We start from the raw sequence: 22,226 nt of genomic DNA, 5'->3' as shown, positions 1-22,226 counted from the left end.
AGTGACTGAAATGTTCTACGACGACGACGCCGACCTGTCGATCATCCAGGGTCGCAAGGTTGCGATCGTCGGCTATGGCTCCCAGGGCCACGCCCACGCGCTGAACCTGCGCGACTCCGGCGTCGAAGTTACGATCGCCCTGAAGGAAGGCTCTTCCTCGATCGCCAAGGCCGAGGACGCCGGCTTCACCGTCAAGAACGTGGCCGACGCCGCCGAATGGGCCGACGTCATCATGATCCTGGCGCCGGACCAGCACCAGCGCTCGATCTTCAACGACTCCATCAAGGACAAGCTGACCCCGGGCAAGGCACTGGCCTTCGCACACGGCTTCAACATCCGCTTCGGCTACATCGAGGCTCCGGAGGGCGTCGACGTCATCCTGATCGCTCCGAAGGCTCCCGGCCACACGGTTCGCCGCGAATTCGAAGCCGGCCGTGGCATCCCGGACATCATCGCAGTCGAGCAGGACGCTTCCGGCGCTGCCTGGGACCTGGCGAAGTCCTACGCGAAGGCCATTGGCGGCACCCGTGCGGGCGTCATCAAGACCACCTTCACCGAAGAGACCGAAACCGACCTGTTCGGCGAGCAGTCTGTCCTCTGCGGCGGCGTCTCCCAGCTGGTCCAGTACGGTTTCGAGACCCTGACCGAAGCCGGCTACCAGCCGCAGATCGCCTACTTCGAGGTCCTGCACGAGCTCAAGCTCATCGTTGACCTCATGTGGGAAGGCGGCATCGCCAAGCAGCGCTGGAGCGTTTCCGACACCGCCGAGTACGGCGACTACGTCTCCGGCCCGCGCGTCATCACCCCCGAGGTCAAGGAAAACATGCAGGCTGTCCTCGCGGACATCCAGAGCGGTGCCTTCGCTAAGCGCTTCATCGAAGACCAGGACAACGGCGGCGTTGAGTTCAAGGCGCTGCGTGCCAAGGCAGAACAGCACCCGATCGAAGCTGTCGGCCGTGAACTGCGCGGTTTGTTCTCCTGGCAGCAGCAGGACGAGGACTACGTAGAGGGCTCCGCAGCCCGCTAAGGCTGCTCCCCAGGCGCCCTTTACCGTGCGCCAGTGAGGCCGGGTTCACACTTAACAATGTGAGCCCGGCCTTTCCGTCAGCCTAGACTTGATTTATCCCCAGGACTGCAACGCAGAGGATCAGCCGTGTCAAAACCCGTAGTACTGCTCGCCGAAGAACTTTCGCCCGCCACGATCGAGGCCCTGGGCCCGGACTTCGAGATCCGCCAGACGGATGGCGCCGACCGGTCCCAGCTGCTGTCGGCCATCGCGGACGTGGACGCCATCCTGGTCCGCTCCGCCACACAGGTGGACGCCGAGGCCATCGCCGCCGCGAAGAACCTCAAGGTCATCGCCCGCGCCGGCGTGGGCCTGGACAACGTGGACATCAAGGCCGCTACGCAGGCAGGCGTGATGGTGGTCAACGCGCCCACCTCGAACATCGTCTCGGCCGCAGAACTCACGGTGGGCCACATCCTGAGCCTGGCGCGTCACATCCCGCAGGCAAGCTCCGCCCTGAAAAACGGCGAATGGAAGCGCTCCAAGTACACGGGCATTGAACTCTTCGAAAAGAAGGTCGGCATCATCGGCCTTGGCCGCATCGGCGCACTGGTCGCTGCCCGCCTGCAGGGCTTCGACACCGAGATCCTCGCCTACGACCCCTACATCACCTCGGCCCGTGCCGCGCAGCTGGGCGTCAGGCTGGTCAGCCTGGACGAACTGCTGAGCCAGTCCGACTTTGTCACCATCCACATGCCCAAGACGCCGGAGACCGTCGGCATGCTCGGCGCAGACGCCTTCACCAAGATGAAGTCCACCGCCTACGTCATTAACGTTGCCCGCGGCGGCCTGGTCGATGAAGAGGCCCTGTTCGCGGCACTGCAGGACCGCCAGATCGCCGGCGCAGCCGTGGATGTTTTCGTCAAGGAACCCAGCACCGACCTGCCCTTCTTCAGCCTCGACAATGTGATCGTGACCCCGCACCTGGGCGCCTCCACCGATGAAGCCCAGGAGAAGGCCGGCGTTTCGGTTGCAAAGTCAGTGCGCCTCGCGCTGGCCGGCGAACTTGTTCCGGACGCCGTCAACGTCGCCGGCGGTGTGATTGCCCCTGACGTCCGTCCGGGCATCCCGCTGATCGAAAAGCTTGGCCGGATCTTCACCGCCCTGACCCACGCCTCGCTGACCCAGATCGACGTCGAGGTTGCCGGCGAAATCGCCGCCCTGGACGTCAAGGTCCTCGAGCTCGCCGCACTGAAGGGCATCTTCGCCGACGTCGTGACCGAGCAGGTCTCCTACGTCAACGCCCCGGTCATCGCTGAACAGCGCGGCATCAACGTCCGCCTCATCACGACGGCGGAGGCGGAGGACTACCGCAACGTCCTGACCATCCGGGGTGCTTTGAGTGACGGCAGCCAGATCTCCGTGGCAGGTACGCTCACGGGCCCGAAGCAGATCCAGAAGCTCGTGGGCGTCAACGGCTACGACGTCGAGATCCCCATCAGCGAGCACCTCGTGGTGGTGGCCTACGCGGACCGGCCCGGCGTGATCGGCACCATCGGACACATCCTGGGCATGAACAACATCAACATCGCCGGCATGCAGGTTGCCCGGCAGGCTGAGGGTGGCCAGGTCCTGGCCCTGCTGACGATCGACAGTTCCGTGCCGCAGCAGGTCCTGGATGCAATCAAGGCAGGCATCGGCGCGGAAATGGTCCGCGAAGTGGACCTTGAGGACTAGCATCCCCAGCATCGTGAACCACGCGTGACCGCGACTTAACGTCGGCCACGTATGATTGGCCGGTCTGCTTACAATGGCTAGGTCCTGTTTCAGGACCGGGCCGGCAGGCCGGCCAATACTTTTTGCACACCAGGCAGGAAACCAACCCTCACGTCCGTCAAACGCGGATGATGGTGTGCGCACGCAATCCAGGTTTCAGGGAGCCCAATGAACGCCGTCCAGAGGTTCATCAGAAGCAAAGTGCTGCTGCTGACCGCGGCCATCTTGATCGCAGCCATGTGCTTGTCGGTCCTCGTCCAAGGTCAGTCGCAGGCAGCACTCAACCGGACGGTGGATGAAAATTCACGCGGACTCTATGATGTCCTGGTCCAGGCCAAGGCAGGTTCCGGCGCGCTGATGCAGCCGGAAATCGCAAGCGGCAGCGGCGGTATCAGCTTTGAGCAGCTGGAATCCATCCGGGACCTGACAGGGACCTCGGTGGCGGCTCCCATCAGCCTGGTCTCGCGCGTGACCCAGAACCTGGAAGCCCCCCGGCTCGATGCCATGGACTACCTCGGCTACAACGCCGGCCTCGCGGGCACCGCCACGGCGGACCAGGCCGCAGGCGCCACGGCGCCCGCCCAGTGGCCGGCCGCCGAGTCGGTCCTCAGCGACACCGCCAAGAAGTACCGGCTCACGGCCAGCGCGGTCAGCTCCGACGGCCTCTCCGAACAGACCCTCTTCAAATCGACTGCAGAAGGCAGCCTCGGCAAGGCCAAGCTCGTGGAGGAAAAAGCCGCCGGAGGAAGCAGCATCCGAATTGCCGCGCCGGCCGGCGAAACCGGCATCAAGTTCCCGGACCCGGCCGGTGGCTCCGAACACAACCTGTTTAACCTTTCCGTCTCGCTGCCGTTGTCGCCCGAAGTGACCGAGTCCGTCGTCGCCGTCGACCCCGTGGCGGAACGCGCGCTGCTGGGCTCGGCAGGTGACTTCCTGGCCCCGTTGGAGAAGGCGCCGCCCGCCGACGCCCGGAACGCCGGTGCAATCGGCCGGCACTTCGAAAGCCTCTTTACCAACGGCATCAGCATGAAAGAGCTGTCAGAAGGCCCAGACTTCCTGGGCGTCAAGCTCAAGTACTGGGCGCCCCTGATGACGCAGTACCAGCAGGCAAAGCGCAACGGCCAGCTCACCGCGGACTCCCAGGCCATCCCGCTGATTGTCCGCTCCGGCACCTCACTGGACCTGAAGTACAACGTCAAGATCGAAGAGATCGACGCTTCCGGCAAGGTGGTCAAGGAAGTCGGCACCGCATCGCGGTCGCTGGACAAGGACTACCTCCCCTTCGTTTCGAAGGATCCGTTCGCGCTGTCCTGGCCCGGTTCAACCGACCACTCATCGCTCCTTGGCAGCCAGGGCAACTTCAACCAGGGGCTCTACACCCCGGCCACCTGGAGCACGGACTTTGCCGCCGCCCCGAAATACACCGACGGCGACACCGCGGCCAACGGCGCTGTTGAAAAATCTGCTGTCCCCGGGGAATGGGTGACCGTCAACCGGCTGCCCGAGAAGACTCCTTCCGGCGGGCCGGTAGACCAGACGCAGCGCGAACCCGTGGACGAGCGCTCGTACCGCGAAGACCTCGACACCGGTGAGAAGCTGGCCGCACCGCTCGCCATGGTCTACGGAACCTTTGACCCGGCTGCTGTCGCAGAGGCCGCAGGCGACGTGAACCGCCTCCCGCTGGGCGGCTACGATCCCACCCCCTTCACGTTGACCAAGGACGCCGAGGGCAAGGACGTCACAGCCACCCAGCTTGAGCCGTCCCTCAGCGCCACCGGACTGGCGAGCCAGTCCGCCGGTGCCATTACCGACTACTACGGCCTCGCTGCAGCCCGCGGCTACAAGGACAACGCCTCCGTCATCGACGCCGTCCGCGTCCGCGCCAAAGCGCCCGGAAGCTGGAAACAGGCACAGCCCGACGTCGAGAAGCTGGCCAGCGAAATCCGCGAGATGGGCCTGGAAGCCACAGTCGTGGCCGGGTCGGCCCGCGAGGACGCCAGCATCTTTGTTCCCGGCTACTCCAAGGACGGCGCAGGCAAGGAATCCGCGCTGGGCACCGTCCAGCAGTCCTGGGTCAGGCAGAACGCCGCCGACGCTGTCTCCGGGTCCCTCACCGGCACCAACGTCACCCTGCTCTTCCTGACGCTCTGCGGCGCCGCGCTGCTGACCGGCGCCTCGACCGTGAGCTATATCCGAAAACGCAAGACCGAGGCCGGCACCCTGCGCGCCATGGGCTGGACCCAACGAAGGATCCGAAGCTGGGTGCTGGAGGAATTCGCGGTCGGCGCCGCGCTGCTCGCCGTCGCTGGAATCGCCCTGAGCGTTGTGAGTTGGAGCCTGACGACGGTCATCGTGTCGGCGTCGGTCCTCGTCCTGTATGCGGCAGCGGCCTTCTTCGCGGCGCAGCAACTGCGCCACCGCGACGAGGTGGACCAGGAACCGCAGCATGACGAGCGCCTGATCCCGGTGGATTCCCCGCTGACGTTCGCCAACCGGCAGCTCAGCACAAACAAGTTCAACACCCTGTCGCTGGCTGTTGCAGTGGGCGTCTTCGGGGCCGCTGTCGGCGGGCTGATCGCACTGCTGATCGACATCCCGCGGGCCGCCGGCGCCAGCGCACTCAGTGGGCTCGCCGCTGCCAGCGTCGCTTTCCCGAGCATCCTCCTGGCGCTTTCAGGCGTGATCGTGGGGCTCGTGCTGACGCTGGTGACCGGACGTTTTGAGCTCAATGCGAAACGCCAGTACCTTGGCATCCTTGAGGCCATGGGCTGGAACCCGGACATGCTCCGCCAGGTCCGCTTGTTCGAAAACGCGCTGGTGGGCACGGTGGCCCTGCCGCTGGGCGTTCTGGGCGCGCTGGGCATCGGGCTCCTCCTTGCCCCGTATGCCGCCCTGTGGGCCGGAGTCGCCGGCCTCGTGGCTGTAATTTGCTGGATACCGATTGCAACGAAAGTGGTCCAATGACAAACGAGACGAATGTTCACCGGAGCCGGAGGTCCGGCTCGGTTGAGGCGCCCCTGCAGACCCGTGCCAACACCATCGTCAAGGCCTCGGACCACGGCACCCCGCTGGAACTGAGCGACATCACCATCCGCTACGGCGGCGGCAAGGGCGGTGCCGAGGCGGTCAGCGTCGTTGAGGGCTTTGACCTGACGCTGCACGCCGGCGAGATGCACTGCGTCGCCGGCCGAAGCGGCTCCGGCAAGACCAGCATCCTGACCGTGGGCGCGGGACTGACGCTGCCGACGTCGGGCCGTGTCTTCTGGGAAGGCGACTCCCTTGAAAGCATGGGGGACGACGAAATCGCCGACCGCCGCCGTGCCCTCATCGGCTACGTGGACCAAGGCGGTGCGCTCATCGACGGCATGAGCGCACTGGAGAACGTCCTGCTGCCCGCCGTGCCCGACGGCGAGGTGGAGCAGCGCCGCGACATGGCCAAGGACCTCCTGGACCTCGTGGGGCTGGGGCGCCGCATGCGGCACCGCCCCGCTCAGCTCTCCGGCGGCGAACGCCAGCGGGTGGCCATTGCCCGGGCACTGATCCTGGGCACCCGTGTCCTGGTGGTTGACGAGCCGACGGCCAGCCTCGACAGGGCATCCGCCAACCGCATCATCAGCATCCTCAAAGACACCACCAACGACGGAATCGCGGTGCTGGTCGCTTCACACGACCACGAACTGGTCCGCCTGAGCGATACGCTGACTGAACTTATCTAGCCCGTCCCTCCGCACCAAAGGTACCGTCCGAACGTGACTGCTCCAGAGAAAAACCCGTTCTACATCACCACGGCCATCACGTACCCCAACGGGGTGCCCCACATCGGCCACGCCTACGAGTACATCGCCACCGATGCCATGGCGCGCTTCAAGCGGCTGGACGGCCATGACGTGATGTTCCTGACCGGCACGGACGAGCACGGCATGAAGATCGCCCAGACGGCCGAAAAGGAAGGCATCACGCCCAAGGAGCTGGTGGACCGGAACGCGGAAGTCTACAAGGCGGCGCACGCCGCGCTGGGGATCAGCTACGACCGGTTCATCCGCACGACGGATGAGGACCACTACGCCGCATCGCAGGCCATCTGGAAGAAGATGGAAGCCAACGGCGACATCTACCTGTCCAAATACGAGGGCTGGTACTCCGTCCGCGACGAAGCCTTCTACGTCGAGGACGACACCGTGGTCAAGGACGACGGCGTGCGCTACTCGAAAGAGACGGACACCGAGGTGACGTGGACGGCGGAAGAGAGCTACTTCTTCCGGCTGTCGGCCTACCAGGACCGGCTCCTGGCGCTGTACGAGGCACAGCCCGAATTCGGCGCACCGCAGTCCCGTTTCAACGAGGTCATCAGCTTCGTCAGGCGCGGCCTCGAAGACCTGTCCATCAGCCGCACGACGTTTGACTGGGGCGTCCCCGTTCCCGGCAACGACAAGCATGTGATGTACGTGTGGGTTGATGCGCTGACCAACTACCTGACGGGCGTCGGCTACCCGGACGTCGACTCGGAATCGTTCAGGAAGTTCTGGCCCGCTGACGTCCACGTCATCGGCAAGGACATCTCCCGGTTCCACGCGATCTACTGGCCGGCCTTCCTGATGAGCGCCGGACTGGAACTGCCCAAGCGCGTGATGATCCACGGCTTCCTGCACAACAACGGCGTGAAGATGTCCAAGTCCCTCGGCAACGTGGTGGCACCTGCGGACTTCGTGGCGCAGTACGGCCTGGACCAGGTACGGTTCTTCTTCCTCCGCGAGGTCCCGTTCGGCGCCGACGGAAGCTACAACCACGAAGCCATCGTGGGCCGCATGAACTCGGACCTGGCCAACAACTTCGGAAACCTGGCGCAGCGGTCACTTTCCATGGTGGCCAAGAACTGCGAAGGCAAAGTGCCGGTACCCGGAGCCTTCACTGCCGCGGACACCGCCATCCTTGAGCAGGCCAACGGGCTGCTTGGGGCCGCCAGGGCTGCCTTTGAAAAGCAGGAGTTCAGCCGCGCCCTCGAAGCCATCTGGTCGGTGCTGGGGGACACCAACGCCTACTTCGCAGACCAGGCGCCCTGGGTCCTGCGGAAGACCGACGTCGAACGCATGAACACGGTGCTCTACGTAACGCTGGAAGTGCTGCGGATCGTGGCCATCCTCGCGCAGCCGGTCATGCCCACCGCCACGGCTGCGCTGCTTGAGACGCTAGGCCAGCCCGACGGCGCGTCCCGGCAGTTCTCTGCGCTCACCACACCGATCGCCGCGGGAACGCCGCTGCCGGCGCCGGCGCCCGTCTTCCCCAAGTACGAGGAACCGGCCGAGGCTTAGGGTACATTCCGGGCCGGACCACGTGCTCCGGCCCGGAATATGTACCGGCACGGCCGAAACAAGTAGTGCCCGTCCTCGAATGCGGGTACTGAGTACTGGAGACGGGCAAGTAGCCGGATACGTAGCCTAGCTCTGTAAGCGAACTGATGATTCACATCTGGGAGAACCGTCGCCCCCGATGCTGTCTGTTTGCTGTTGTACCCGTCATTTAGGGGCGGTCGCCGTTTTCCCTCGCGTCTGATCAGTTTCGACCAGACTATGGACGGAGACGGAAATGAAACGGATCCTTGCCGCATTAGGTGTTTCGGGCCTCGCAATCCTGGGTGCCTCGGCGACGGCAATCGCATCGCCAACGGAATCACCGGGCGGCGGCGACAAGATCACTATTTGTCACGCCACGGGCTCAAACACCAACCCCTTTAGGGTCATCACCATTGACCTGCACGGGCTCAACGGCCACGCCAATGCCAACCACCAGCTCAGCGAGGACATCATCCCGCCGAACGATGGCAGCATCGTGCCGGAAGGCCAGAACTGGACCGCCGAAGGGCAGGCCACGTTCAACAACAAGTGTGTCCCCACGACCGTGCCGCCAGTCGTTCCACCTGTGGTTCCGCCCGTAGTGCCGCCGGCAGTCGTGCCGGGTGCCGGTAATCCCAGCGGGGCCGTGGTCGGAAAGCCCGCCGGGGCGGGTGCCGTGGTTGCCACCAATCCAGGGTTCAATGTGCAGACCGCTGTGACGGGTTCGCCTGGCGTTGCTGTTGCCCCCTGGGCCGGTGGCCTGGCGCTGATGCTGCTCGCAGCAACGGGAGTAGCCGCCCGCAAGACGTTGCCCGCAAGCGGACTGGCGTCCCGGCGCCGGAAAGATTGACGTCGGTGACTGACGCCCGCGAGGGCGCTGCGTGACACTCCGGCAGGCGCCGTGGCCGCAAGGACACGGCGCCTGCCGGCAGCCAGGTAAGTTCTGACACCAACGGGCGGGGGCGCCATGGACACTGACTACTCCCCGGAATCAACCGCGTCACCGGAAGGGCCGAACCCCGAGCCGCCGGCCCGGCAGGGCAGGATCTACAACGCCAGGAGCCTCGTTTTCGTGGTTCTTTGCGGCGTCCTTGGCTACTTGGCATTCGCCCTTTTTCCATTACTGGCCGGACCGAACCGCTCCCCGGCCCCGGAAACCGGAGTCGCAGTGCAGGCGCCGCCACCGGCCCCATCAACACCCACCCCGCCGGCGGCTGTCCCGGTTCCGGCCGGACCGCCGGCCGCGCCGCCACAACGGCTGGTTTACCCCGCAGCGGGGATCGACGTTGTGGTCCATCCGCTCGAACCAACCGGCGCCGACCGCGCCTCCCAGACGATCGTGCCGCCGCCCACCATGGACGGCTACTGGCTGACACCCTACGGGGTGCCGGGAGCAGGCTCGGTCAACACCACGTACGTGGCCGGCCACAGCTGGCAGGACCAGGAGGCGCCGTTCAACCGGCTGAGCACCCATGCGGCGCCCGGCGACCGGCTGACCGTCACAACCTCCGCAGGGGATGTCGCCTACCGCGTGGATTCGGTCACTACTTACGTCAAGTCGGGCCTGAAGGACAGCCCCATCTGGCAGGTGGTACCTAACAGGCTGGTCCTGATTTCCTGCTACACCGATGACTTCTGGGGAACCAACGTGGTGGTGGTGGCCTCACCCGAAGCCGCGTCTCAATAGCTGAGACTGATTGTCCGGCATGCGGATCCCCTAAATATTCTTGGACCATGAGCGCATCCACCATCAATCTCGCTGTCATTCCCGGTGACGGCATTGGCCCCGAGGTCATTGCCGAGGCACTGAAGGTCCTCGAAAAGGCCGTCGCCGCCGAAGGCGTCAACCTCGAGCAGCACCACTACAAGCTCGGCGCCGAGCACTGGCTGGCCACCGGCGAGACCCTTCCGGACGAGGTCCTCGAGGACCTGCGGACGCGCGACGCGATCCTCTTCGGGGCTGTGGGTGCTGCCCCGGGCGACACCAGGATCCCGTCCGGCATCATCGAACGCGAGATGCTGCTCAAGCTCCGCTTCAGCCTGGACCACTACGTCAACCTGCGTCCGTCCCGCCTCTTTGGCACCGTGGGCAGCCCGCTGGCCAACCCGGGAACCATCGATTTCATCGTCGTCCGTGAAGGGACCGAGGGACCCTACGTCGGCAACGGCGGCACGCTGCGGGGCGGCACGCCGCACGAAGTGGCCACCGAGGTCTCACTGAACACCGCGCACGGCGTGGAGCGTGTGGTCCGGGATGCTTTCCGCCGCGCCAGCGCACGGGAACGCAAGCATGTCACCCTGGTCCACAAGCACAACGTCCTGGTCTTCGCCGGCCACCTGTGGAAGCGGACCGTCGAGGCCGTGGCCCAGGAGTTCCCGGAGGTCACCCACGACTACCTCCACGTTGACGCCGCCACGATTTTCATGGTCACCGACCCGTCACGCTTTGACGTCATCGTCACGGACAACCTGTTCGGAGACATCCTGACCGACCTCGCCGCGGCCATCACCGGCGGCATCGGGCTGGCCGCCTCGGGCAACATCAACATGGACCGCACCGCTCCGTCCATGTTCGAACCTGTGCATGGCTCCGCCCCGGACATTGCAGGCCAGCAGAAGGCGGATCCCACTGCCGCCATCCTGTCGGCGGTACTCCTGCTGGACCACCTCGGCTACACCGAAGCGGCCCGGAAGATCGAAGCGGCGGTCATCACCGACGTCGAAAACCGCGCCGGCGGCTCCCGTACCACCAGCGCCATCGGGGATGCCATCGCTGCAGCGCTCTAGGCCGTGCTCTTGCGACTCGGTTAACCGGCGTAAGCTAGTTTCGAATCACCAAATGCTGCCCTGAGGTTCAAGGATGAACCACGTCCACGGGCAGCCGATCGTGGAGGAACCATGACTCAGACTGCCCATGGCGTCGAATTCAACCAGCAGCCCTCGGCCACCCCGAAGTCAGCTGAAGAGCGTGCAGCCATCCTGGCGAACCCAGGTTTTGGCAACTACTTCACCGACCACACCGCCGTCGTCGACTACAGCGTCGACGAGAGCGGCAACGGCGGCTGGCACAACGCACGCGTTGAAGCCTACGGACCCATCAGCCTCGACCCGTCGGCAGCCGTGCTGCACTACGGCCAGGAGATCTTCGAAGGCCTCAAGGCCTACCGCCACGCGGACGGCTCCGTCTGGACCTTCCGTCCGGAAGCCAACGCTGCCAGGCTGAACAGTTCGGCCCGCCGGCTGGCCCTGCCGGAGCTTCCGGCGGAGTACTTCCTCGGCGCCATCCGCGAACTGGTGGCGGCGGACAAGGAATGGGTTCCCGGCGGCGACGGCGAAGCGCTTTACCTGCGCCCCTTCATGATCGCCACCGAGGCATTCCTGGGTGTCCGCGCAGCACGTGAAGTTTCGTTCCGTGTCATCGCGTCACCGGCTGGCAACTACTTCGGCGGCGAGCTGAAGCCGGTTTCCATCTGGATCTCCCGTGAATATGCCCGCGCCGGCCGCGGCGGCACCGGTGCAGCCAAGTGCGGCGGCAACTACGCAGCCTCGCTGATCGCCCAGCAGGAGGCCGAAGCCAACGGCTGCAAGCAGGTCCTCTTCCTGGACCAGTTCAACGACAACGCCATTGAAGAGCTCGGCGGCATGAACGTCTTCTTCGTGATGAAGGACGGTTCGCTGGTCACGCCCGCGCTGACCGGCACCATCCTGGAGGGCATCACCCGGATGTCCGTCATCCAGGTGGCCAAGGACATGGGCCGCGAAGTCACCGAACGCAAGATCACCCTGGACGAATGGCGCGACGGCGTTGCCTCCGGCGACATCACCGAGGTGTTCGCCTGCGGAACCGCGGCCGTGATCACTCCCATCGGCGTGCTCAAGGACGCCACGGAGTTCATCGGCTCCGAGGACGCCAAAGCGGGGGAGACCACCATGGCCATCCGCGAGCAGCTGCTGGGCATCCAGACCGGCACCGTCCCGGACACCCACGGCTGGCTGACCCGCCTGGCTTAAGCAGGCCGCACACCCACAAAGAATGACGACGGCGGCTGGCCGGCACCTGCTCCAAGCTTGGGCAGTGTGCCGGGCGGCCGCCGTCGTTCCTTAATCCCGGGGGACGGGAGCCGGGCGGTGGGCATCAGCGCCGGGCGGCCTTCCGGGCAGCGTTCTTGAGCGCCTTGCGGGAGACCGGCTTCAGCGCCTTGCGCGCGGCTTCGTCAGCAATGGCCTGGTTGCGGCGGGCATCAATGATGTCGTTCCACAGCGTCGTCGCAAAAACGCCGCCGTCCTGCGCGTAGACGTCATAAGGGTAGTCGGCAAAGACTGCCGGCGTGGTGCTTCCGGTGGGCAGGTCCTTCCCTGTTATCTCGGCGATGGCGTCGGCAACAGCCCAGGTCCGGGTCAGGTGCCTGGTCAGGTTTTCCTGGACGAAAATGGTTGCATCGCTGGAGGCAGCCGCGCGTTTCAGGAGTATGCCCAGGTCGTCGGCCAGGAACGTGGCCGCCTGTTCTTCGACGGGTGCTGAACCTGACCGGAAATCCTCCGCGACGCCATCCACCGCTTCGCGCCAATCCGAGGTCTCGCGGAACTTCTTCCACGTTGGGAACCAGACAATCCCGCCCGTTGCGTGGTTGTGGATGTGCAGGAGTCCGCTGTTTTTCTCCGTTGCAGCGTGGTCGTGGCCGGCAGTATCAGCTTCGACGAGGAGATCGGCAAGTGTGGTTGTGGTGCTCATGATGTCTGGTTCAGGCTTCCTGATGGAGGGGTATGGTCTTCACTGGTGGTCAACCCCGCCCGTGTGGCGTTCTATTCCGGCGTCAGGGCAGCCGTGCAGGGGAGGATGCAAAGATGGGATGGTGACGTCACCTCCCGGCCCCCTCCTGCAGCGCAGCTCAGCCCTGACCCGGTTCATCCTGGCCCCCAACCCGGGACCCATGAGCCTGGAGGGCACCAACTCCTACGTATTGCAGACGGCCGGCAGTCCGGCCGCGGTGGTGGTGGACCCCGGCCCGCTGGACGACACCCACCTCCAGGCGCTTGCCGGGGCCGGCGCCGTGGAGCTCATCCTTGTCACGCACCGCCATGCGGACCACACCGCCGGCTCGGCCCGGCTGCATCAGCTGACCGGCGCGCCGGTCCGGGCCGCCGACCCCGCCCATTGCCACGGCGGCGGTGCAACCTTGCGGGATGGCGAGGTAATCCGGGCAGCCGGACTGGAAATCCGGGTCCTGGCGACGCCGGGCCACACCTCCGATTCGGTCTGCTTCAACCTCCCAGGCGACGGCCCGCAGGGTTCCGTGCTGACCGGCGACACCATCCTGGGACGCGGCACCACCATGCTGGACTACCCGGACGGGACGCTCGGGGACTATCTCTCAACCCTGGACAGGCTCGAGGCGCTGGGGGCAGCCACGGTCCTTCCCGCCCACGGCCCGGTGCTGCCGTCCCTTGAACTGATCGTCCGCGCCTACCGCGACCACCGGCTCGAACGGCTGGCGCAGATCCGCGCCGCCCTGGGCCGGCTGGGCCCGGACGCCGCCGTCGGTGACGTGACCGACGCCGTGTATTCCGACGTCGGGCCTTCCGTCAGGCGCGCTGCCGAAATGTCGGTGGCAGCCCAGCTGGACTACCTCCGTGGAGCCGCCCGGGACGGTTGAGCGGGCCAGCCACGGCGGCCGGAGACGGTAGGCTGGGAACCATGCGTATTGCCAGGTTTGTAGTCGATTCTGATCCCCTCTACGGCATTGTGGAGGGCCAGCCGGGCAGTGAGGAAATCACTGTCATCCACGGTGACCCGTTCTTCAACGGCGTGGAACGCACGGCGGTCCACCACAAGCTCGAAGACGTCCGCCTGCTGGCGCCGATCATTCCCCGCAGCAAGGTGATCGGCGTCGGCCGCAACTTTGTCGAGCACGCCCACGAACTGGGCAACGAGGTACCCGCCCAGCCGCTGCTGTTCCTGAAGCCCAACACCTCGGTGGTGGGCCCGAACGACCCCATCGTGCTGCCCGAATTCTCCGAGGAAGTCTCCTTCGAGGCCGAGCTGTGCGTGGTCATCGGCCGGATCTGCAAGGACGTCCCGGAAGAACGCGTCGACGACGTCATCTTCGGCTACACCTGCGGCAACGACCTCACCGCCCGCGACGTCCAGAAAACGGACCTGCAGTGGGCCCGGGCCAAGGGCTTCGACACCTCAGCGCCCCTGGGCCCGTGGATCGAGACGGAACTGGACACCGAGGACCTCCAGATCCAGGGCCGGCTCAACGGCGAGCTCCGCCAGGACGGCAGCACCAGCCAGATGATCCGCGGCGTCCGCGAACTCGTGTCCATCGTGTCGCAGGCATTTACGCTGCTGCCCGGCGACGTCATCATGACCGGAACGCCGGCCGGCGTGGGCCTGGTGCAGGCCGGCGACCGCTTTGAAGTGGAGATCGAAGGGATCGGGCGCCTGTCCAACCCCATCGTGCGCCGCTGACGGCCCGCGCGATCCGGGCGGGTGCACCCTCCGGCAAGCGGTAAAGTTGGAGCCACTATGACTACTGCTTCTGCGTCCTCTGCTGCCTCCATCCCGACCGTCACTGCCGATACTCCGGTACGCGTCCGGTTCTGCCCGTCACCCACCGGGACACCGCACGTGGGCCTGATCCGGACCGCCCTGTTCAACTGGGCCCATGCCAAGCACACCAAGGGCACGTTTGTGTTCCGCATCGAGGACACGGACGCGGCACGCGACTCGGAAGAGAGCTACCAGCAGCTGCTGGAGGCCCTGAAGTGGCTGGGGATCACCTGGGAAGAGGGCGTGGAGGTCGGCGGCCCGCACGAGCCGTACCGGCAGTCGCAGCGGCTGGACCTTTACAAGGACGTTGTCGCCAAGCTCCTCGAGGCCGGTTTCGCCTACGAATGCTACTCGTCGCCGGAAGAAGTCGAGGCCCGCCACCGTGCTGCCGGCCGCGACCCGAAGCTTGGCTACGACAACTTTGACCGCGAACTCACCGACGAGCAGCTCGCCGCGTTCAAGGCCGAGGGGCGCAAGCCCGTGCTGCGCGTCCGCATGCCCGACGAAGACGTCGTCTTCACGGACCTGGTCCGCGGCGACATCACCTTCAAAGCCGGCAGCATCCCGGACTACGTCATCGTCCGTGCCGACGGCTCGCCGCTGTACACGCTGGTGAACCCCGTGGACGATGCGCTCATGGGGATCACGCACGTGCTGCGCGGCGAGGACCTCCTGTCCTCCACGCCCCGCCAGGTTGTGCTGATCCGCTACCTCATGGAGATCGGCGTCGCCAGCTACCTGCCGCTCTTTGGCCACCTCCCGTACGTGATGGGCGAAGGCAACAAGAAGCTGTCCAAGCGCGACCCGCAGTCCAACCTGTTCCTGCTGCGCGACCGCGGGTTCATTCCCGAAGGCCTGCTGAACTACCTCTCACTGCTGGGCTGGAGCCTCTCCGCCGACGAGGACATCTTCACCGTGGACCAGCTGATTGAATTCTTCGACGTCAAGGACGTCCTGGCGAACCCGGCGCGGTTCGACATCAAGAAGGCGGAGGCCATCAACGGCACGCACATCCGCCTGCTCAACCCGGAAGACTTCCGGAACCGGCTTGTCCCGTACCTGCAGTCCGCCGGGTTCGTGGGGGAGCACCTCAGTGCGCGCCAGGAGGAAATCCTCACCGAGGCCGCGCCCCTGGTCCAGGAGCGCATCACGCTGCTGGGCGAGGCACCCGAGATGCTGGGCTTCCTGTTCAAATCCGACGACGCCATCGACGTCGCCGACGATGCCCGCAAGGGGCTGCCAGCGAACCTCACCGAAGTCCTCGACGCCGCCATCGCGGCGCTGGAGCCCGTTGAGGACTGGAGCCCGGAGAACATCCAGGCGGCCCTGAAGCAGGCCCTCGTGGAGGACCTCGGCATCAAGCCGCGGCTTGCCTTCGGTCCTGTCCGCACGGCTATTTCCGGCCGCCGGATCTCGCCGCCGCTCTTCGAGTCGATGGTCATCCTCGGGAAGGACTCCTCCCTTGTCCGCCTCCGCACGTTCCGCGGCTGATGAAGGATTCCGGCATGCCGGCTGACGGTTTCCTGAAGACGCCGTTCGGGACCATCAGGGGGATTCTCTTTGACATAGACGACACCCTGGTGGATCTCGAATACGCCATGACCACGGCCCTGCGCGAGGTCAGCGAACACCTCCTGCCCGGCCTGGACCAGACCGGGTGGGAGAGGTTCGGCAGGATCTTCACCCACGAAACCACGCACTACTACGACCGGTACCTGGCCGGTGAGCTCACCTTCAACGACCAGCGGCTCCTGCGCGGCCGCGCAGCCCTGGGGCACTTCGGCGTGGACCTTGCCGACGGCGAGGAGGCCCACCAGTGGCTCTCCAACTACGGGCGTATCCAGCCGGGCTACGTTAAGGCTTTCGAGGACGTTGCGCCGCTCCTTGACGCCCTCGATGCTGCCGGCGTTCCCTATGGCGCGGTGAGCAACAACGTCCATGATTACCAGCGGGCCAAACTTGACGGCGCCGGGCTGGACCGGATCAAGCGCCTGGTCGGCACCGACACCGTAGGGGTGGCCAAGCCGGAGCCGGCGATCTACCTCGAGGGCGTGCGCCTGCTTGGCACCCGCCCCGCGGACACCCTGTATGTCGGCGACAACCGGATGCTGGATGCGGAAGGTTCGACGGCGGCCGGCCTGCTGGGTGTCTGGCTCAACAGGGTGGGGGAGCCGCGGGAGGGCTTTGCCGGCTACGAGATCAGCTCCCTGGCGGCGATATTGGCCTGACGGGGGAGGCATTGGAAGGCTCCACAGGCCGTGTGACCCACCTAACGGCCGATCGATTTGTGCGCTGGAAAAGTCTCGGGTAAAGTAATTACTCGTGCTGAGGCGCCGGGAGCGCTGGTTTAGACCTGCGGATCCGGCCCGAAAGTTCCATTGGGATATGGTGTAATTGGCAACACTACGGTTTCTGGTACCGTCATTCTAGGTTCGAGTCCTGGTATCCCAGCTCTGATAAATCCACGGATTTCCGCGGAAGATCAGGGGTTTCAAGCCGGTTCGTCCGATTTGAAACACCGGCTGAGTGTATGAAATACTCACTTAGCCTGAACGGCAGAAATGCGGTTCCGGAAGTACGCGGCCCCATCGTATAGCGGCCTAGTACGCTGCCCTCTCACGGCGGTAACGCGGGTTCGAATCCCGCTGGGGTCACAGATCAAACGGTCCCGGGCATCAGCCCGGGGCCGTTTTTCGTTTCCGGAACTTCCCGGCCCTGCCCGTCCTTGAACTGGCATGATGATGCTGTGACCACCGATAACGAGCCCGTGCAGCCAACACGCCGCCAGCACGACCCGCCAGCGGCCGCGTCAGCTCCGATTGACCTGCTGGAGGCCGTGCGCCTGGAGCTGTCCCGAGTCACCCTTCCGTTGTCCACGCCGGGGGTTGAACAGACCCGGCTCGAAGTCCGGAACGCCATCGCACAGCTGGATGACTACATCCTGCCCCGGTACCGCAGCCTGGACGCACCCCTGCTTGCCGTCGTCGGGGGTTCCACCGGCGCAGGCAAGTCGACCCTCGTGAACGGCATTGCAGGGCACCCCGTCACCCGGACGGGCGCCATCAGGCCCACCACGCGGCAACCCATCCTTCTGCACCATCCGGCGGATGCCGGCTGGTTCGAGGGGCAGCGCGTCCTGCCCAGCCTCAGCCGTATCAGGGGCGCCGTGTCCGCCGATGCCCTCCCGGCCGGCAGTGCCGGCGCAACGCCGGACGCAGCCGCGATCTCGTCCCTGGTGCTGGTCGCGGACGGGGCCGTTCCGCAGGGCATCGCACTGCTTGATGCGCCCGACGTCGACTCCATCGCCGATGACAACCGCAGGCTGGCCGGGCAGTTGCTTGCCGCCGCGGATTTGTGGGTGTTTGTCACCACTGCGAACCGTTACGCGGACGCCGTTCCCTGGAAGCTGCTCCTGGATGCCGCGTCCCGGGACATCCTGGTGGCAGTGGTGCTGGACCGCGTACCGGCGGGGGCGGAGGCGGAAGTCAGCGCGGACCTTCAGGCGCTGCTGCGCAGGGAGGGCCTGGGCTCGGCCCGCCTGTTCCTCGTGGCGGAGGCTGGGCTTGACCCCATGGGCATGCTGCCGCCGGCCGCGGTGGAGCCGCTGCGGACGTGGCTGAACGACCTGGCCGCGGACGCCACGGGACGGTCACAAATTGCCCGCCGGACCCTGAACGGAAGCGTCAAGGCGCTGGCGGGGCGGATCGGCAGCATGGCGCGGGCCCAGGGGGAGCAGCGGGAGGCCAGGGCAACGCTCCAGGACAGCGCCGTTGCTGCCTACGAACAAGCGGCGGGCCGCATCCTCGATGCAACCAGGGACGGTGCCCTGCTTCGCGGGGAAGTGCTCGCCCGCTGGCAGGACTTTGTGGGCACCGGCGAGTTCTTCCGCAGCCTTGAACAGGGCATCGGACGGTTCCGCGACCGGGCGGGCGCGTTCTTCCGCGGCGAACCTCCGCCCGCCGTAAGGGTTGAGGCTGCCATCGAAACCGGGCTGCAGGCAGTCATCCTTGATGAAGCCGCCAATGCTGCTGAGGAAGTCGACCGGAGGTGGCGTGCGGACCCCGCAGGCAGGCAGCTGCTGGGAACCGCGGACCTTTCCGGGACAGCCCCGGATTTTGCCGCCACGGTTGCCGCGGAGATCCGGGCGTGGCAGGCAGGCCTGATGGAACTGATCCGCACCGAAGGCCAAGGGAAGCGCACCCAAGCCAGGTGGCTGTCCTTCGGGATCAATGGCCTGGGGGCGGCGCTGATGATTGTGGTGTTTTCGATGACAGCGGGGCTCACCGGCCTGGAAGTTGGCGTGGCCGGCGGCACCGCCGTTGTGGGCCAGAAACTGCTGGAAGCGGTCTTCGGTGAGGACGCGGTCCGCCGGCTGGCCAAAACGGCGCGGGAGGACCTTCATCAGCGGTGCCTGCGGCTGCTGCAGGCCGAGCAGCGCACGTTCCTTGACCGGCTGCCTGTTGGGCCCCCGGACCCCGGCGTGCTGGCAGGCCAGGCGGCCGCGCTGACCCGTCTTGCGGACGCTGCATGAGCCGGCACGGCAGCGCCCGGGTGTCCTCGCAACTGGGCGGCAGGCTCGAAGCGCTCAACGATGCCCGCGAACTGGCCGAAGGCGTCCTGCCCGACGAGGTGCTGGAGGAGGTGCTCCAGCTTCTGGAACGCGCGGCGTCCCGGCGTTCCCTGTCAGCGGACCACACCGTGGTCGGGTTTTTCGGCGCCACCGGCAGCGGTAAATCGTCCCTCTTCAATGCCGTCAGCGGCGCTGAGATTGCGACGGCGGCCGTCCGCAGGCCGACCACCACGGAACCCCTTGCGGGGGTCTGGGGAGCGGACGGCAGCGACCCGCTGCTGGACTGGCTCGACGTGCGCAGCCGGCACCATGCCACGGCGGTGGACGGCCTCGCGGATGAGGAAACCGGGCTGATACTTCTCGACCTGCCGGACTTTGACTCCACCAGGGCAGCCAACCGTGACATCGTGCAGCGGATGGTAGGCCTCGTGGATGTCCTGGTCTGGGTGCTCGACCCGCAGAAATACGCCGATGCCGCCGTGCACAACGACTTCCTTTCCCCGCTGGCCGCGCACGGCGCCGTCACGCTGGTGGTGCTGAACCAGACCGACAAGCTGCCCGACCGGGACGTCCGGCCGGTTCTGGAATCGCTGAAGGGGATTCTCGCCAGGGACGGACTGGGCTCAGTCCAGGTCATCGGCGCCTCGGCGGTGACGGGCGCGGGGGTGGACCGGGTCAGGGCAGCCATCCGACACGTGGTCCTGCAACGCCAGGCCTCGGCACAACGGCTCACCGCCGATGTGGCGCGCGCATCCCGGCAGCTGCGCGAGGTCTCTGGGGACGGGGAGGCCGCCGGCGTCAGGGCCGCTTCAAAGGCGCGGCTCGCGGACGAGCTGGCCACGGCCGCCAACGTGCCCCTGGTGGTAGGGGCCGTGGACCGCTCCTACCGGCTGGAGTCAGCCCGCCGCACCGGGTGGCCGGTGACGCGCTGGCTCCTGAAGTTCCGGCCGGATCCGCTCCGGCGGCTGAATCTTCGCAGCTCTGCGCCGTCCGAACTGAGCCGCACGTCACTGCCCCCGGCCGGCGCTCCCGAACGCGCCCGGACGGATGCCGCCGTCCGACAGTTCGCGGACGACGCCAGCGCCGGTGCGCCGGGCCCATGGCGGGCTGCGATCCGTGGTGCCGCCCGTGAAGGCAGGGAACGCCTCCCTGACGCCCTGGACCAGGCGATAGCCGGTACAGACCTGTCGGCGGCGCGGAAGTCCTGGTGGTGGCCGGTCTTCAACCTGGTCCAATGGCTCGCGCTGCTGACAGTTCTCGGTGGCCTCGCCTGGCTCGGCGTGCTCGCCGGCCTGGGATATCTCCAGTTGCCCGTACCGGACGTGCCGCGGGTTGAAGGCTGGCCGGTCCCCACACTGATGATCGCCGGGGGAGTGTGTCTCGGAATTTTCCTGGCGCTGACGGGGAAGTTCATCGGGGCGGCTGCCGCCCGCGCACGGGCCGCAACCGCCAGGAGGCGCCTCAGGTCCGCCGTCGGGGACGTGGCCGCGGAGCTGGTGGTTGATCCGGTTGAAGTGGAGGTGGCCCGGCTCAGGTCATTTAATGCCGCGCTGGATAAGGCAAGTGCAAAGTAGGGACCCTGCCGTAGAAGCCCCGGGGTCCCAGGTCCGCCGCTCCGCCAACCCGGCCGGCTACGGTAGGGCTGCCGCGGCGTCGCGCACTTTGATCAGCGTCCGCAGGTTCCGGGTGGTGGTGGTTGCCTTGTATTTTGCCTTGGACGAGATTTTGCTGAAGGGGCTGTCCAGCGTGCCGCCGGCGGGCGCAAGCCAGGCCAGCGCCTCGGGACCGAGCCGTTTCTGCTCCGATCCTTCGAGCGCCGCCCCGGCCGCGTCCAGCTCATCAAGCGCGGCCGTGTCTGACGCCAGCGTGATGTAGGTGTGGGCCGACTTGTCATCGTCCGGATACGGGCAGGCGCCCACGAGCTCCGACACGCGCCGTGCGGTCAGGACAACCACCCAGGCGTCATAGCCGAAGGATTTCCGGAGGCAGTCCTCGAACGTCTTCTTCACTGCGGCGGGGGCCAGCCCGCTGGCCAGCACCACATTGCCGCTGGCCAGCAGGGTCTTGACGCCATCGAAGCCCGTGGATTCCAGCGCCGCCTTAAGGTCCGCCATTTTGATGTTGATCCCGTTCACGTTGATGCCGCGGAGGAAGACTGCGTAGCTGTTCATGCCGACAGCCTAATATGTGGCGGGACCCCGGGGACCGGAGGGAGGTGCTAGTCGTTGTTCTTGCGCAGGGCTTCGGTAAGGATCCGCCCTGCATTGCAGACCACTTCGGCGTGAAGCCGGCCCGGCTGGCGGGTGAGGCGCTCGATGGGGCCCGAGATCGAAACTGCCGCAATGACGCGGCCGGACGGCCCACGGACCGGTGCGGACACTGACGCGACCCCCGGCTCGCGTTCGCCGAGGCTCTGGCCCCAGCCCCGCCGTCGGACTCCTGCCAGGACGGTGGGCGTAAAGCGTGCGGACTGGAGGCCCTCGAGGAGACGGTCATGGTCTTCCCACGCGAGCAGGACCTGGGCGGCGGAGCCGGCCTTCATGGAAAGCTGCGTACCCACCGGGATGGTGTCCCGGAGACCGATGGGGCGCTCAGCAGAGGCAACGCAGACACGCCAGTCACCCTGGCGGCGGAAGATCTGGGCGCTCTCGCCGGTGGCGTCACGAAGCTGCATCAGGACGGGTCCCGCGGAGGCGATCAGGCGGTCCTCGCCGGCCGCGGATGCCAGCTCAACGAGCCGGCTGCCGAGTACGAACCTGCCCTGGATGTCGCGGCTGACGAGCCGGTGGTGGACCAGGGCCAGGGCAAGCCTGTGGACAGTGGGCCGGGCGAGGCCTGTGGCAGCTACAAGCTGCGCCAGGGTGGTGGGCCCTGCCTCAAGTGCGTCAAGCACATGGGCCGCTTTATCAATGACGCCGACTCCACTAGAATTGTCCATGTAATGATATTGCCGTCTCATTATCTGAGATGCAAATGTTTCGGCTGGCGATT

The 22,226-nt window shown here is 66.2% G+C and carries 18 protein-coding genes and 2 tRNA genes; 17 read left to right on the top strand and 3 right to left on the bottom strand.

What is annotated here, in order from left to right; translation table 11 throughout:
- Window position 1 precedes the first annotated feature (1 nt).
- From ilvC to ABV518_RS00325, 9 genes are all read left to right on the top strand, one after another.
- Window positions 2-1,027, top strand: a complete 1,026-nt coding sequence (gene ilvC / locus ABV518_RS00365; RefSeq protein WP_131131752.1) for a ketol-acid reductoisomerase — start codon at window positions 2-4, stop codon at window positions 1,025-1,027.
- A gap of 126 nt (window positions 1,028-1,153) precedes the next feature.
- Window positions 1,154-2,743, top strand: a complete 1,590-nt coding sequence (gene serA / locus ABV518_RS00360; protein ID WP_367764855.1) for a phosphoglycerate dehydrogenase — start codon at window positions 1,154-1,156, stop codon at window positions 2,741-2,743.
- 207 nt (window positions 2,744-2,950) lie between these two features.
- Window positions 2,951-5,746, top strand: coding sequence for an FtsX-like permease family protein (locus tag ABV518_RS00355; protein ID WP_367764854.1), 2,796 nt, complete (start codon window positions 2,951-2,953; stop codon window positions 5,744-5,746).
- Window positions 5,743-6,498 (top strand): ABC transporter ATP-binding protein, encoded by a 756-nt coding sequence (locus tag ABV518_RS00350; protein ID WP_131131755.1) that lies wholly within the window; start codon window positions 5,743-5,745, stop codon window positions 6,496-6,498. The genes ABV518_RS00355 and ABV518_RS00350 overlap by 4 nt, the downstream gene beginning before the upstream one ends.
- 33 nt (window positions 6,499-6,531) lie before the next feature.
- A complete protein-coding gene (gene metG, locus ABV518_RS00345) occupies window positions 6,532-8,091 on the top strand; it encodes a methionine--tRNA ligase (RefSeq protein WP_367764853.1) in 1,560 nt (519 codons plus the stop codon).
- Between the two features lie 274 nt (window positions 8,092-8,365).
- Window positions 8,366-8,962: a hypothetical protein gene (locus tag ABV518_RS00340; RefSeq protein WP_367764852.1), complete on the top strand. Its 597-nt coding sequence runs from the start codon at window positions 8,366-8,368 to the stop codon at window positions 8,960-8,962.
- 117 nt (window positions 8,963-9,079) lie between these two features.
- A complete protein-coding gene (locus ABV518_RS00335) occupies window positions 9,080-9,799 on the top strand; it encodes a class F sortase (protein WP_367764851.1) in 720 nt (239 codons plus the stop codon).
- Window positions 9,800-9,846: 47 nt separating this feature from the next.
- Window positions 9,847-10,899: a 3-isopropylmalate dehydrogenase gene (locus ABV518_RS00330; protein ID WP_367764850.1), complete on the top strand. Its 1,053-nt coding sequence runs from the start codon at window positions 9,847-9,849 to the stop codon at window positions 10,897-10,899.
- Window positions 10,900-11,010: 111 nt separating this feature from the next.
- Window positions 11,011-12,123: a branched-chain amino acid aminotransferase gene (locus tag ABV518_RS00325; protein WP_367764849.1), complete on the top strand. Its 1,113-nt coding sequence runs from the start codon at window positions 11,011-11,013 to the stop codon at window positions 12,121-12,123.
- A gap of 124 nt (window positions 12,124-12,247) precedes the next feature.
- On the opposite strand, the gene ABV518_RS00320 is transcribed toward ABV518_RS00325, so the two are convergent.
- Entirely contained in the window at window positions 12,248-12,844 is a 597-nt protein-coding gene (locus tag ABV518_RS00320) for a hypothetical protein (protein ID WP_367764848.1), read from the bottom strand.
- A gap of 118 nt (window positions 12,845-12,962) precedes the next feature.
- Here ABV518_RS00320 and ABV518_RS00315 point away from each other — a divergent pair, with 118 nt between their 5' ends.
- The 8 genes from ABV518_RS00315 (at window position 12,963) to ABV518_RS00280 (ending at window position 20,809) form a co-directional block, all read left to right on the top strand.
- A complete protein-coding gene (locus ABV518_RS00315) occupies window positions 12,963-13,766 on the top strand; it encodes an MBL fold metallo-hydrolase (RefSeq protein WP_367764847.1) in 804 nt (267 codons plus the stop codon).
- Between the two features lie 41 nt (window positions 13,767-13,807).
- Window positions 13,808-14,584, top strand: a complete 777-nt coding sequence (locus tag ABV518_RS00310) for a fumarylacetoacetate hydrolase family protein (protein WP_131131761.1) — start codon at window positions 13,808-13,810, stop codon at window positions 14,582-14,584.
- Between the two features lie 57 nt (window positions 14,585-14,641).
- Entirely contained in the window at window positions 14,642-16,156 is a 1,515-nt protein-coding gene (gene gltX, locus ABV518_RS00305; protein WP_367764846.1) for a glutamate--tRNA ligase, read from the top strand.
- A gap of 14 nt (window positions 16,157-16,170) precedes the next feature.
- Window positions 16,171-16,893 carry an HAD family hydrolase gene (locus tag ABV518_RS00300; RefSeq protein ID WP_367764845.1) on the top strand — a complete coding sequence of 241 codons (723 nt, stop codon included), beginning with the start codon at window positions 16,171-16,173 and terminating at the stop codon, window positions 16,891-16,893.
- Between the two features lie 151 nt (window positions 16,894-17,044).
- Window positions 17,045-17,116 (top strand) — tRNA-Gln (locus ABV518_RS00295).
- A gap of 130 nt (window positions 17,117-17,246) precedes the next feature.
- Window positions 17,247-17,319: transfer RNA gene (locus ABV518_RS00290), tRNA-Glu, on the top strand.
- A 92-nt stretch (window positions 17,320-17,411) separates the two neighbouring features.
- Window positions 17,412-19,196 (top strand): dynamin family protein, encoded by a 1,785-nt coding sequence (locus tag ABV518_RS00285; protein ID WP_367764844.1) that lies wholly within the window; start codon window positions 17,412-17,414, stop codon window positions 19,194-19,196.
- On the top strand, window positions 19,193-20,809 hold the full coding sequence (locus tag ABV518_RS00280) for a GTPase (protein WP_367764843.1): 1,617 nt from the start codon (window positions 19,193-19,195) through the stop codon (window positions 20,807-20,809). Before ABV518_RS00285 ends, ABV518_RS00280 begins: the two co-directional genes overlap by 4 nt.
- A gap of 57 nt (window positions 20,810-20,866) precedes the next feature.
- Here ABV518_RS00280 and ABV518_RS00275 read toward each other — a convergent pair whose 3' ends face one another.
- Both ABV518_RS00275 and ABV518_RS00270 read right to left on the bottom strand, forming a co-directional pair.
- Entirely contained in the window at window positions 20,867-21,406 is a 540-nt protein-coding gene (locus ABV518_RS00275) for a DUF1697 domain-containing protein (protein ID WP_367764841.1), read from the bottom strand.
- Between the two features lie 47 nt (window positions 21,407-21,453).
- The gene (locus ABV518_RS00270) at window positions 21,454-22,173 is read right to left on the bottom strand and encodes an IclR family transcriptional regulator (RefSeq protein WP_066292257.1); all 720 of its coding nucleotides are present in this window, start codon (window positions 22,171-22,173) and stop codon (window positions 21,454-21,456) included.
- Window positions 22,174-22,226 lie beyond the last annotated feature (53 nt).

Origin of the sequence: Arthrobacter sp. HS15c, assembly GCF_040812005.1 — a bacterium.
Classification (GTDB): Bacteria; Actinomycetota; Actinomycetes; order Actinomycetales; family Micrococcaceae; genus Arthrobacter.
The sequence above is the reverse complement of the archived record's forward strand: the minus strand, read 5'-3'. Positions and strand labels throughout refer to the sequence as shown.

What these genes read in the sequence shown, in the direction of transcription:
- ABV518_RS00340 (WP_367764852.1), top strand. Translation starts at nt 8,366, where the DNA reads ATGAAACGGATCCTTGCCGCATTAGGTGTTTCGGGCCTCGCAATCCTG.
- ABV518_RS00335 (WP_367764851.1), top strand. Translation starts at nt 9,080, where the DNA reads ATGGACACTGACTACTCCCCGGAATCAACCGCGTCACCGGAAGGGCCG.
- ABV518_RS00275 (WP_367764841.1), bottom strand. Translation starts at nt 21,406, where the DNA reads ATGAACAGCTACGCAGTCTTCCTCCGCGGCATCAACGTGAACGGGATC.
- ABV518_RS00280 (WP_367764843.1), top strand. Translation starts at nt 19,193, where the DNA reads ATGAGCCGGCACGGCAGCGCCCGGGTGTCCTCGCAACTGGGCGGCAGG.
- ABV518_RS00325 (WP_367764849.1), top strand. Translation starts at nt 11,011, where the DNA reads ATGACTCAGACTGCCCATGGCGTCGAATTCAACCAGCAGCCCTCGGCC.
- ABV518_RS00350 (WP_131131755.1), top strand. Translation starts at nt 5,743, where the DNA reads ATGACAAACGAGACGAATGTTCACCGGAGCCGGAGGTCCGGCTCGGTT.
- gltX (WP_367764846.1), top strand. Translation starts at nt 14,642, where the DNA reads ATGACTACTGCTTCTGCGTCCTCTGCTGCCTCCATCCCGACCGTCACT.
- ABV518_RS00315 (WP_367764847.1), top strand. Translation starts at nt 12,963, where the DNA reads ATGGTGACGTCACCTCCCGGCCCCCTCCTGCAGCGCAGCTCAGCCCTG.
- ABV518_RS00310 (WP_131131761.1), top strand. Translation starts at nt 13,808, where the DNA reads ATGCGTATTGCCAGGTTTGTAGTCGATTCTGATCCCCTCTACGGCATT.
- ABV518_RS00300 (WP_367764845.1), top strand. Translation starts at nt 16,171, where the DNA reads ATGCCGGCTGACGGTTTCCTGAAGACGCCGTTCGGGACCATCAGGGGG.
- ABV518_RS00320 (WP_367764848.1), bottom strand. Translation starts at nt 12,844, where the DNA reads ATGAGCACCACAACCACACTTGCCGATCTCCTCGTCGAAGCTGATACT.
- ABV518_RS00270 (WP_066292257.1), bottom strand. Translation starts at nt 22,173, where the DNA reads ATGGACAATTCTAGTGGAGTCGGCGTCATTGATAAAGCGGCCCATGTG.
- ABV518_RS00355 (WP_367764854.1), top strand. Translation starts at nt 2,951, where the DNA reads ATGAACGCCGTCCAGAGGTTCATCAGAAGCAAAGTGCTGCTGCTGACC.
- ABV518_RS00330 (WP_367764850.1), top strand. Translation starts at nt 9,847, where the DNA reads ATGAGCGCATCCACCATCAATCTCGCTGTCATTCCCGGTGACGGCATT.